Genomic DNA, 13,115 nt, shown 5'->3' with positions numbered 1-13,115 from the left:
TCCTATAATATGGAAGAGGAAGTCAAGGCTGCAAAGGAAAAGAGAAAGCCGTTGCTTCTCCCAAACTTTTCAGTACATCATCTGAGACATACCTTTTGTACAAGATTTTGCGAGAATGAGTCAAATGTAAAAGTTGTTCAGTCTGTGATGGGGCATAAGAGCGTTCGTACTACACTGGATGTATATGCTGAAGCCACAGGAACTAAAAATCAGGAGGCTATGCGGAACTTATCTGCTAAGTGGAAGGAATTATAGAAAGAGGCCTCCATGTTATAAAGACATATAAAATCGGTAAAGGACATAAAACTGACACAGTTTTTGTTACCAATAATTACTAATAATACCTGAATGAGAAAAGGACGAATATCGGTGGTTTACTGATAATTACCGATAATACCCGATAAGGGTGTTTGAAGTAAGAGTCCTGGCTCTTATGCCTTACGTAGCTGAGTAATCAGTACTGAATAAGATTTAATGAAGACGTTTCTAGAGAAATCTGAGAAACGTCTTTTTTAATATTTAAAAAACATCATAAAAATTACATAAATCCCCCCGTTATTATCGTTTCTAAGTGTTATAATTATCGATATACAAACTCTTACTGTGACACTTAATACGACATTATTGAGGGTAAGATTATGAAGAACAAACTTGTTAGAACACTCGCCTGTGTTCTTAGCATATCTTTTGTGCTGCTTGGCACTTCTTCCTGCACTCCTGCAGGTTCTGTTTCTGCTCCCGAAGAAACGGTAGATATCAATTCATTTAACAGAATATCCTATGATGCATCTGAAGAGTATGAAAGCGCTCTTGATAAATACAACAAGGGGTGCGAAGCTGCGCCTATGATCCGTGACGATAAGACTCTTGGAGACAAAAAGATTGCTCTTATTATCCAGGGAACTTCTGACAGGCAGCTGGTGGAGCAGGCTCTTGAGCTGCTTGATAAGTATAAATTCAAAGCAGGCTTTGCCGTGACAGCGATGGATGCTGCTGAAGACGATGAGATGCTAAAGCTCATTAGTGAAAAGGGACATGAAGTCATCGTGAACGGTCTTAACGGAAGCCTCAACATGGAGCAGATGAGTGATGAAGACCTGATCTACGATCTTACTGCCTCCAGAAAAGTATTCACGACTCTCATGGATCTTCCGCCTGCAAGGCTTATGCTGAACAGCACATATTACACTGATTCAATCTGCAGGGCTGTAACTGCCAGCGGATATACAACGATAGTTACTCCAAGCCCGGGAAGCTATTTAAACGGCAAGAGCTTTGCAAACACTGAAAAGGCACAGGAGTATGTGACTAAGCTCACACCCGGAAAGATAGTAGTATACAAGCTTGCCGGATATATTGATGCAGTAGAACTTGAACCAAAGACGGAATTCAAAAAGCCTGCTCTTGATATTCAGGCTACAACTGATGCGCAGGAAGGCGCAGAAGAAGTTGACCAGACGATCACGACCCTGTCATGGCTCCTTCAGGCCCTCTCTTCAGAGAGCTATGTATCAACAGGCCTGGATAAATTCAAGGCTATGAGCAGTAAGGAGTATGTGGAGTTTCTCCTTGCTGATAACAACAGTTTAAAAGCGGATGTATATGAGAGCATTGAGACCATGGAGAATATTGTTGGCCTCTCTTTTGCCGGACTTCCGGAAGATGTCGAAACAGCTGAGGAGCTAAGGACTGCTCTCACAAACAGTGAAGCCAAAGCGACATTCTTCGTATCCGCCGATGATATAGAAAAATGCTGGGACAGTGCCAATATGTTGGCGGAAGCCGGATTCTCTTTTGCCACAAGAGGAAAGAGCGCTATGGATCTCAGTGGTAAGGATGTCTACACAGACTACGATGAGATATCGCTTGGAGTAAGATCCTTACAGACCATTCTGTCTCTAAAACCAAAATATTACATGCCATCAGGAAAGATGGATGACAATGCGCTGAAAGCCTGCGCAGCAGCCGGACTTTCTGTTGTTGATCCGGTGAAGCCCATGAAGGCTGAAAAAGGTAAGATCAACTGCTTTTATGCTGATGATCAGAACTTCTTACAGGAGGTAAAGGATTTCCTCAGGGATGCTCAGAGGGCATCTCTGCAGGTTGTGGATGTGACGGGGGTGATAGAAGGCCTGGACATGATCCCGGAAATAGACAAAGAGCTTATCGCCAAGCTCAGGGAAGAGAACAACGGAAAGCTCTCTGAAAAGAAGGACTTTATATACACCTCTGAAAAGGCCATGAGTATGACCTTCTACGGAGTAAGCAACAAGGTAGTAGTAAATGACATATTGGCAATACTGAAGAAGTGGGGCTACAAGGGAACGTTCTTTGTTACATCAGATGAGATGCATGAATGCAGAGAGCTGATACGGAGTATCATCGATGCGGGTCATGAAGTAGGCCTTGCTTACATTGACAGAGTTAAGGATGATGAAGATCCCTTTGTTAAGGCGGCTGAGAGCATACTGGGAGCTCAGGAGTATGCGAAGTGGAGATATGACTACGATTTTAATCTGGTCTTCCAGCCCTACGGAGATCTTAAGGACGAGACAAAAGAGGCTGTATCTGCCTGTGGATGTACAATGGCAGGCTATGAGTTTTCAATGGTTCAGTCGCAATATGTCGACGAGACGGACATCAAGTTCTTTAGCAGCTTAAGCTCAAAGATCACAACTCACAGGGGAAGCATTGCGTACTTCAACATGAACTACTTTACCGCAGATAAAGATCTTGAGGATGAGAGCGAGGGCACACTTTGCGGCAAACTCGTCAGCAGGTTCATTTCCTCCAAGATCCGCTCTCTTACATATACTGACACCTATGGAAATGTGCAGCCCTCTACATCCTATAAGGTAAAGACCTTAAGTTCCCTGGCACATTCATCCTATATCTACTCGCCCAGAAAGGCATCTAACATAATAAGTGATGACAAGATCGTCATGGGAAGCATGGCAAGTGCTGAGCAGCAGAACAGCTACATGGCGGCGAGATATGTAGGTAACCCTGACGTTACTTATCTGCCGGGATTTACTGACAAGGATATTCTGAGTTTTGACACCACCGGTAAAACCGGACAGGGCAAGGTATTGTTCCTGACCTTCGATGACTGGGGCGATGAAAAAGACATTAACGAGCTTTTATATGTTCTCGATAAATACAATGTCAAAGCAAACTTCTTTGTAAGAACAAACAATGTCAAGAACAACCCGAATCTTCTCAGAGCCATCGCTGTATCGGGCCACATGCTCGGATCCCATACAGACAACCACTTTGTGGGATGGCATGAATCTAAGAACGAGGACGGAACATACCAGTTTGAATCCATCACTGACGAGGAAGCTATAGAACTCAGGGCAGATATCATAAAGAGCTACAAGACCATGAGCAGATACTGTTCAGACGTAGTTGTCGATGGCAAGCCGGCTCTTTCGACTATATACAGACCTCCGACTCTGGGTGTCTGCAGACTGGCAATGTATCAGATATATGATGTTGGATTCAGCTATATCGTATCCGGTAATTTCAGTACGGCAGACTATGCTGCCAACTCACTTGATGATCTTCTGAATCAGCTGCGAAATGGCCGTAAGCACTGGTATGGAATGGAGAAGATCACGGATGGAACCATTATTATCATGCACATGTCAGCGAATGCAACTTACACTTCGGAAGCGCTGGACATCATGATACCTGAATGGCTAGCTCAGGGTTACACGTTTGCAAGACTTGATGATTATCTTCACTGATAGTAGAGGACAGCTATGGGCCTTTTTGAAAATGCAAAAAAGAGCAAAAAGAATATAGAGGATGTCCTTCTGGTTGAGAAGAAGGACAGACGAATCCTTTGCCATGTTCCTGACAAGACCAAAGAAAGAGGGGACGCTGAGAGACGAGGCTATGAGCAAAGCCATATCCACAGCTACGAGGACTACATCGCCGAGAAGGAATCTGGGATCAGATATATCACCGGCTTTGATGTTGAGCTGAAGACTTTTGCCAAGAAGGATCCAAAGAGAAAAGTCACCTGCAAAGCGGTAGATATTTCCAATACAGGTATGCTGGTGGCACTTTCTGAGGAAGACTACAACGCCCTTAAGGATGTGGAAATGCTTAAGACCCGTTTCAGGGTTACGCCGGGAAGCATGCCTGAAGGCTATGAGATGCGTGTTACTCAGAAGATCAAGGTGGTAAGACGTGTTGCCACTGATGATGGAAGATATCTTCTGGGCATAACGTTTACCAAGCATCTTCACAACTATGCCGCCGCTAACAAAGACAGGTACATGTTTACCGCAGCGGTACTGCTGCTGGCATTCTCCATCGCATGTATTCTGATGATGAGAGCAGAGAGCATCATTTACTTTAAGTTCAACAAGATGCTTTATCTGTACAGTATCATCACTGCGGTATTCCTCCTTAGCAGATATGTCTTCGGTGTGTTCTATAAACCGGTCAAGGTCGATCCTGACTACACACCGGGGGTAACTATCCTGGTGCCCTGCTTCAACGAGGAGGAGTGGATAGATAGAACCATCATCAGCTGCGTCAACCAGGAGTATCCTGTGGATAAGCTGCAAGTAATAGTCATAGATGACTGCTCCACAGACCATTCTGTTGACAAGATAAAAGAGACTATCGCCAAGCTCAAAGAGGAATCCTATGAGAGATACGAAGTTGAGGACAGACTTTCGTATTACGTACAGGAGAAGAATGCAGGTAAAAGAGATGCTCTCGTGCGCGGAGCTGAAATGGCCAAGCACGATCTGGTGGTGTTTGTAGATTCAGACAGCTTCCTTGATCCCTTTGCCATCATCAACATAGTACAGCCCTTCAAGGATCCCAAGATCTATGGCGTTTCCGGAAGGACCGATGTTGCCAACACTTACACCAACGCCCTGACCAAGATGCAGGCGGTAAGATACTACATTGCTTTCCGTGTCATGAAGGCTGCAGAGGCAGTGTTTGATACAGTGTCATGCTTGTCAGGTCCTCTGGCCTGCTACAGGAAGTCAATTATTCTGGACAAAAAAGATCAGTGGATGAACCAGAGATTCCTGGGACAGAAGGCGACCTTTGGAGATGACAGAGCCATGACCAACTTCATCCTTCGTCATCACAGGACTTTCTACCAGGATACAGCAGTGTGCTCGACCATTGTACCTAACAAGCACAGCGTATTCCTTAAGCAGCAGATGAGGTGGAAGCGATCCTGGCTCAGAGAGTCGCTGATAGCGGGAACCTTCATGTGGAAGAAAGAACCTTTCGCAGTGGTAACCTTCTATATGGGCCTTATTGTTCCTATAGCAGCTCCTGTAGTTGTACTGTACAACCTTGTATACGTTCCCATTACCAAGCATATTTTCCCGACGGCATTCCTTTTGGGACTGTTGCTAATGTCAATGCTGATGAGTATGGCGCAGCTCCTATTGCGAAGGAGCTCAACCTGGATATACGGCATGCTGTTCTGTCTGTACTATGAACTGGTACTGCTATGGCAGATGCCGATTGCCTGGGTTACTTTCTGGAAGTCCACATGGGGTACCAGAATGACGCCCAGTGATGTAGCCGCGGCAAAAGAGAAAGAGGAAAAGAAGCAGCGGCATCACAAGAATCACAAGCAGTAAGCGGAGAGAGTTATGTACAAATTTGAATCATCAAAGGATGTAAAAAAACTGATCCGTTCAATTCTTGAACTGGCTGTCTTAATATGGGTGCTTGTTCTGATCGCAAAGGCTCTTTTCACCTTTTCAGAATATGTGCCCTATGGAAGCAGTGATAAACAGGTCGTATCCGGAGAGGACCACGGCTTCATTGCGCTGTCCTATTTTGGTATAGACAGAGAGAGCACTCCATCAAGAATATCTGAAGAAAAATTACAGAGTCAGCTCAGTGCCCTTAGGGACAACGGCTATGTGACCATAACCCAGCATGATATCGAGAACTATTATAAGAACGGTACTCCGCTGCCGGATATGGCTCTTTTCCTGATGTTCGAGGATGGCCGTCAGGATACTTCCATCTATGCTCAGAAGATAATGGAGGAGTACAACTACAAGGCCACAATGTTCACCTATGCCGAGAAGTTTGAGACTACTGATTCGTTCTTCCTTATGCCCAAGGATCTTATAAAGCTGGAGAACAACAGCTTCTGGGAGATTGGAAGTAACGGCTACAGACTCAGTTACATAAACGTCTTTGACAGATACGGAAGGTTTATCGGAGAGCTCAACAGCGCAGAGTATTCAGCCATGTCCCAGTATCTGGGCAGAGACTATAACCACTACCTCATGGACTTTTTGAGAGATGTAAATGACCTGCCCGTGGAGACCGGAAGCCAGATGAAGGAGAGGATAAGCGGTGATTATAAGCTTATGCGTGATGCCTACACCGAAGGCTTTGGCAAGGTTCCGGGAGCATATATCCTGCTTCACTCAAATACCGGTAAGTTCGGAGAAAACGACAAGGTCAGCAAGGTGAATGAAGAGGCCATTGCAAATACATTCACAATGAATTTTAACCGTGAGGGCTACACCAGGAACAGCAGGGAAAGCAGCATTTATGATCTCACCAGGCTGGAACCCCAGGCGAACTGGTACACCAATCACCTTCTCATGCGCATCTGGGATGATATGTCCGAAGAGGACAAGGGCAGTATCAAATTTGTTGTTGGAGATGCAACGCAAAAAGAGAAATGGAACCTGGAAAAGGGTTCGGTGGAATATCAGAAGGATAAGGAGAGGATCGCCCTGACATCACTTCCTGAGGATACGGGACGATTAAAGCTCCTCGGAAACAGCGCATCAAACGTTGAGCTCAGCACCGTGCTCACAGGAAACAAGCTGGGCTGTCAGTCAGTTCTTTTGCGTGCAAATGACGACCTTACGAAATGCGTAGAAGTAAGGCTTATGAATAATGTCCTTTATCTTTTGCAGGACGGAGAAGTCCTTGAGGAAGTCGACCTGTATGACTTTGACGGAACTCCCAAGGTATCCGTTGATGAGGACAAAAGAGACTCTCTCGCCGGAGAGTATGCTGCACTGTCAAGGTATGCTGTAAGCGCCAAGCAGTCTGCGGAGTATTCCAGGATGTCCCATGAGGCATCACAGCTTCCCGCAACTTCTGTTGAACAGGGAGCGGATGAGTACAGACCGCAGATAAAGATCAGCGATCTGGGCAAGAGAAAGCTGGATGTGGATTTGAGAAAAGACAGTATTACTGTTAAAATAGATGGTAACCCGGTTTGGGAGAATCGCAGCGTTGCGCCTTCAGGCGAAGGAGGAATTTACCTTCAGAGTGCCTGGACGGAATATGGTTATAGCCAGAGAAACATTGCTGATGATGTCTATGACGGGGTATTTGAAAAGCTTGAGATCAAGGATGCGGATACCGGAAGCATGCTGTACTCCTACAGACTCACCGGAATCAAGAAGATCCTGCAGATGATCAAAGATGCGTACGACGCGGTACTGGACTGGTTCATCAAGTATATTTGATAAGGACGGGGGTTTGGGATTTTGAGAAAAATGCTTTTAAGTGTTTTGCTCTTCTGCACTCTGGCGATGATGTTTACAGCATGCGAAAGTCAGACCAGTGATATCGGCAGCCAGAAAGAGACCATCACAATAGTAGAGAGTGAACACCGCGCCACAAGTCAGGCCGGCGATACTATGAAAACAGAAGAGATACATACAGCTACAGAAACTACAGGCACTTCAGATATTTCGGTATGGTATCCCTATTGGGACTATGCCACGGCTGATGCTGAGCTGAAGGCTATTGGCGATGAGCTGGACACCATCTGCTTTTTCGCTGCCTACTATGATGTCAATAACAGGCCCTTCATTCCCGAGGATACCACCGAGACGTACAATAAGCTAAGCAAAAACGGTACTCTCAAGGACAGGAACATTTATCTTACATTTGTAAATGACAAACTACTTGATAAGGGGTCTTCCCTCAAGGATACAAACCTTTTGTATGCCCTTATCGGTAATGATGATCTTGCAAACCAGCATGTAGCTGATGTGATCGCACTTACAAAGAGTCTTGGATGCACTGGAGTTGAGATCGACTACGAGGCCATCAAAAAGGACTATGCACTCTGGCAGCTGTTCAACAGTTTTGTTACAAAGCTTTCCCAGGCAGCTGCAAATGAGGGACTTGCCCTTAGGGTCGTCTTCGAGCCATCGGCTCCTTTCCAGAACTATAGCTGGCCTTCCAACGCAGAGTACGTGATGATGTGCTACAACCTTCACGGATACGGAACAGAGCCCGGCGCCAAGGCCAATCCTTCATGGATAAAAGAGCTGGCGGCCAAGATGAACACTCTTCCCGGCCGGAAGAACCTTGCTCTTGCCACAGGCGGTTTTGATTTTGCAGCAGGCGGAAATGTGGCGCAGATCGGACAGGCAGATGCCGTTGGCATAATGTCGCAGAAGAACGCCGAGGCGCAAAGAGATGCAGCTAGCGGTGCGATGTGGTTTAGCTACACGGATGAAAGCGGTCTTACCCATCAGGTGTGGTACGCAGACCAGGAGACCTTAAAGCTCTGGATACAGGCAGCTCGTGAGGGTGGAATAAACAGAGTATCCATCTGGCGTCTTGGAGGAAACACTTAAGTTACTGGGTATTTGAGATACATCAGGTGCTGTCAAAGAAGTTCTTGATTTTGCTGGAATGATGGTCTTTGCTATTATTGCATTCATTGTTATGCAATTCACATGATCATAAGATATTGGTGACAACAAAAAACAGAAATCCGTAGCTAATGCGGATTTCTGTTTTTATATAAATAATTGATCATACTACTATTAGAAGAACTTGAAGCCCAACATTGTGATGTCATCAAACTGTGGAGCCTCGCCAACGAAGTCGTCGATGGACTTCTTGACACTCTTGCAGAGGTTTTCAACAGTGCTGTCATCAGCTGTATTCAAGGCATTTATCAGTCTGTCGTTACCAAAGAGCTCATTACCTGCATCAGTAGCTTCTGTGACACCATCTGTGTAGCAGAACAAAGTATCGCCATGGTTTAGCTCAAACTCATGCTCTTTGAACTTGAGGCCTTCAAAGGTGCCAACAGCCATAGAGTGTTTGTAGATGGAAAGCTCAAACTGACCATCTTTCCTTCGGATAGCCGGATGCTCATGACCAGCATTGGCTGCAACACCTTTACCTGTAGTAATGTCGACGATGGCGAGCCAGACAGTTACAAAAAATCCAGCATCGTTACCTTCACAGAGTTGATCGTTGGCGTATTCCAGCACCTCAGATGGTGAACCACCGACCATGGCGCGGTTCTTGATAAGAGTCTTGGCAATGACCATGAACAGGGCAGCAGGAACGCCCTTTCCAGATACATCGGCTACAACAAGTCCAAGGTGCGTCTCATCTATTTCAAATACATCATAGAAGTCTCCACCAACCTCTTTTGCGGGGTTCATGGATGCAAAGACTTCATATTCCTTCTTGTCAGCAAACTTAGGGAAAATCTTGGGCAGCATGTCTGACTGAATCTGTGTTGCTACGTTGAGTTCTGCGCCGATTCTTTCTCTTTCAGCTGTGATACTGGTAATGTTGGCAATATATTCCTTGATATCCTGCTCCATACGTTTCATGGCAGAAGCAAGATTCTCTATTTCGTCTCCCGTTCTTATTTTCAGATTAGCAAATACTTCGCCCTCGGCATTTTCATTATAAGAAAGAGCAGCATCAGAGAGTTTGTTGATTGGCCTGATAAGATTTCTTTTAACAACTGCAAGGTAGATCAGGCAAACAAACACAGCAATTACAAGGCCCAGAACTATGAAGGCAAAAATAAATTTGTTTATGACCTTTTTTACTGCACTTTCGTTTAAGTCAACGAAGATATATGCTACAACATTTCCTTCTTCATCATAAAAAGGAGCGCCGGCTGAAACCAGCCATCCATACTCTGGGGTAATGGTTGTGTAGGGTGGGAAACCAGCCTCTGGATTATCAAGGATTCCGTAATTCATCTCAAATAACGGATCAAAATCACCAGGATGACAAGGTTCTGAAGAACCATCAACTATATAGACAGATTTTTTGTTAACCGCATCGATGCAGATGATATACAGTGACTCAGCAAGGTAACACTGCCTTATGTCATTTAGATGCTCTGAGAAGCGATAATAATTAGGACTCTGTTCAATAGACTGGAAGTTCGCAATATATTCGTTGTATTCATCGCTGCCCGCATTCTGCGTACCCACCTTATTCTCTACCGAATTATAAATGTTCATTACCTCATTTATAAGCGCAATGGTTGAGGATTTATCAAGAGTCAGACTGACTGACTTCGCAAGGCTCATGGCATTGTTTTGGTACTCCTGGTCCATTGATTTGTTAAAAGCAGCATAGGTAATAAACTCCAGGATAGCCACAAGGCCAAGGAGCGTAACGGCTATACCTAATGCTATTTTTGAACTAATGGATAATCTTCTGGTCTTATTGGTTTTCTTTTTCATATCTTCACCACCATTGTATTGAATCCCTGATACCTTCTATAGTAAAAAGATTTAGCTTTTTTCTTTATAATATCCATTCCAAGAGCGTTGAAGTCGCTGTCTTTATTCTCTATTTCGAAAAGAGATTTCTTACTCATTCCAAAAGGATTAAAAGAAGTTGCGTTATCCCTGATGTGTAGTGACAAATCTTCGTTTTCCTGCGCTACTACTGTAAGCTCAATGAGGTTTGAAGCATTTCTTCCAGATTTCTGGAAGCCATTTACAATGATGGCTGAACAAACCTCCTCAACTGTCATCTGGATGTAGTATAGCTGCTTGGGAGCTGCATCCCATTTTTCGCAGAAAACTTCTATCTGCTCTACTGTAGGAGCTATTTTCTCTGCATCGCTTCCAAGAGAAGTGTGGTAAATTCTCTCTTCAGCTATACGAGCAGTCTTAGGTGGCTTTATCTTAAGGTAGATATAGACTAATACGAATGAGGCCGCTTCAGTAACTACATAGGTGAACCAGAATGCATCTTTTCCAAGTGCTATACATGCGAAGGTCACTGGAAGGAGAATAACCACTCCTCGAAGGGTAGAGGTGACAAAAGGAGGAGCTGGGATATTCCTTGATGTATAGTAGTTGGACATTGATACATTAAAGCCTATAAACAATAGGCTCGCTGAGTATATCCTGATGGCAGTACTGCCAAATGCGATCATTGACGGATCGTGTAGTCCGAACAACTGGCATACCTGAGGAGCAAAAATATTGAGTAGAACGGCCAGAGCAATTGCGGAAACAGCAGTTGTGATAAAGGAAAGAGTCTGAACCCTGTCGCATTCATCGTATTTACATTCGCCCTCATAGGTGCTGATTATTGGCTGAGTAGCCATAGCTGCTGCGTTAAAGATGTAAAAGCCTAAGTTTCCCAGGTTTCCTATAATATCAAATACAGCGACGCCTGCATCCCCACCTAATCTTATCATTGCGTTGTTTCCGATAAGGATAAAGACAAATGAGTACAAATAGCTGATAAAAGAGGCAACGCCAAGCTTATATATTGAAACGATATTCGAAAAGTCAGGTTTAAAGGGCGTAAGCTTAAGGTGTGATGTCTTTTGTAGCATAAAGAACAGTTCCACTGCGCTTGATAAAACCAGTCCGGTAAAGGTTGCATAAGCAGCACCTCTAACTCCCATGTTGAAAACAAGAACAAGAATAATGTTAAGGAGAAGATCTGCTATGTTTCCAATTCCAGCAGCGATTGAGGACTGTTTTTCGTAGTCGTCGTTTCTAAGATAGTAACCAATGCTGTAGTCAAAGAAAAATAAAGGTGCAGCTGTAAGAATAATGCCAAGATAGGTCTTGGAGGCTTCATATAGCTCCGGGTATGAAGTCGGAACACCGAGGATAAACAAAAGCCCGTTCATTCCTATGTGGCCTATAATCACGATTGCTGTGCTGATAACAAGAAGTGTTACCAGAACTCCCTGAAAAGAGCTTCTGGCACGCTCTTCATTACCCTCGGTCATCTTGGTGGAAAAGTCGATAGCGCCTCCAAGGCCGAAGGAATGCATTATAACGTTGTAAAACATATAGACAGGAAGCGTGAAGGCGATAGCACCAAGGCCTGTGGCACCCATCCTGTTGCCAACAACAAGAGCATCTGCCATATCTGCAAGAGCAAATACGAAAGCTGATATCAGTACTGGAACGTACTGTCTTATGAACATTTGCTTAGAGAATGGAGAGATGCCTTGAATATTTTTCATTTGGATTCACCAATGTACATATTTATCATGTTTACGGGCTGCATCAACTGTTTGGCTCTTCTAAGCCCTTCAATTCCTAAATCTTCTTCCCAATTCAAAAACTGTATTTCTGGTGGAAGTGATCTTGCATATTCCTGCCTGAGGTAGTAGGTCAATCCCTGTAGCTTTTGTGAGGTTTTCTGGATAACACAGTCAACAGTGTTGCTGTTCATCTTAAAACCACCGCATACAGCGCAGGGAGAACCATCCATATATAGGACAATTCCTTCTATATCCAGAACATCCAGATGCTCGATAACGCTGATGTTGGCAGCTTTATCAGGAAGGTTTTCAAATATATGTTTGCTGGCATCCCATTCTGCAGAAATATCATAAATGACTGACTTGGGGACAGATTGGATGCTCTTTGTTTCAAAAGTGTGCTCTCGAAGCATCTTATTAATATGGCCTCTGTCCTTGGAAAAAGAACTACCGGGAAGATTTTCCATTATGTCCCTGCTCATGATATATTCGCTACTCTCAGGAGCTTCACGTATAGTGAACTGGTCTGGAAAATGCTTCTCAATAAAAGAAACATCATCAGAAGTCATATAATAAAAATGAAGATTACCATTATCAAGCTGGTCACTTATGAATTCTATCTTGGAATCTTTGCTTCCAACGGGGAAAAACCAGGAATAAGGCCCTTTAGAAGCTTCCTGCACAGAATAGAAATCATCTGAATACACGAAAGATAGACCCATTTCCTCTCTCCAAATGTACATGGATTCAAAGCTATGGGCGCTGTCCTTATAACCAAATCGATTGTAAATATCAGATATTTTTTCTTTTAGGTCTAAAGATATTTCAGCTGTGATCATAGAAT

General features: G+C 44.2%; 8 protein-coding genes. 5 read left to right on the top strand and 3 right to left on the bottom strand.

The window, feature by feature from the left end; genetic code table 11:
* The 5 genes from IJI01_RS02445 to IJI01_RS02425 form a co-directional block, all read left to right on the top strand.
* On the top strand, positions 1–255 hold a 255-nt coding region (locus IJI01_RS02445; protein WP_292185356.1), incomplete at its 5' end, for a tyrosine-type recombinase/integrase.
* A gap of 383 nt (positions 256–638) precedes the next feature.
* A complete protein-coding gene (locus tag IJI01_RS02440; RefSeq protein WP_292185353.1) occupies positions 639–3,749 on the top strand; it encodes a polysaccharide deacetylase family protein in 3,111 nt (1,036 codons plus the stop codon).
* Between the two features lie 15 nt (positions 3,750–3,764).
* On the top strand, positions 3,765–5,627 hold the full coding sequence (locus IJI01_RS02435) for a glycosyltransferase family 2 protein (RefSeq protein ID WP_292185351.1): 1,863 nt from the start codon (positions 3,765–3,767) through the stop codon (positions 5,625–5,627).
* A 12-nt stretch (positions 5,628–5,639) separates the two neighbouring features.
* Positions 5,640–7,496 (top strand): polysaccharide deacetylase family protein, encoded by a 1,857-nt coding sequence (locus IJI01_RS02430; RefSeq protein WP_292185348.1) that lies wholly within the window; start codon positions 5,640–5,642, stop codon positions 7,494–7,496.
* A gap of 21 nt (positions 7,497–7,517) precedes the next feature.
* Entirely contained in the window at positions 7,518–8,621 is a 1,104-nt protein-coding gene (locus tag IJI01_RS02425; RefSeq protein WP_330623013.1) for a hypothetical protein, read from the top strand.
* Between the two features lie 192 nt (positions 8,622–8,813).
* Here IJI01_RS02425 and IJI01_RS02420 read toward each other — a convergent pair whose 3' ends face one another.
* Genes IJI01_RS02420 through IJI01_RS02410 form a run of 3 tightly spaced genes read right to left on the bottom strand, consistent with a single transcriptional unit; the run spans position 8,814 to position 13,110 of the window.
* Positions 8,814–10,493 carry a SpoIIE family protein phosphatase gene (locus tag IJI01_RS02420; protein WP_292185345.1) on the bottom strand — a complete coding sequence of 560 codons (1,680 nt, stop codon included), beginning with the start codon at positions 10,491–10,493 and terminating at the stop codon, positions 8,814–8,816.
* Complete coding sequence (locus IJI01_RS02415) at positions 10,490–12,250, bottom strand: MATE family efflux transporter (RefSeq protein WP_292185342.1); 1,761 nt, start codon at positions 12,248–12,250, stop codon at positions 10,490–10,492. The genes IJI01_RS02420 and IJI01_RS02415 overlap by 4 nt, the downstream gene beginning before the upstream one ends.
* A complete protein-coding gene (locus tag IJI01_RS02410) occupies positions 12,247–13,110 on the bottom strand; it encodes a DUF2156 domain-containing protein (protein WP_292185339.1) in 864 nt (287 codons plus the stop codon). Before IJI01_RS02410 ends, IJI01_RS02415 begins: the two co-directional genes overlap by 4 nt.
* Positions 13,111–13,115 lie beyond the last annotated feature (5 nt).

Origin of the sequence: Butyrivibrio sp. (assembly GCF_017433805.1) — a bacterium.
In the GTDB taxonomy this organism is placed as follows: domain Bacteria; phylum Bacillota; class Clostridia; order Lachnospirales; family Lachnospiraceae; genus Butyrivibrio.
Note: the sequence above shows the minus strand (reverse complement) of the source record. Positions and strands in the feature narration are given on the sequence as shown.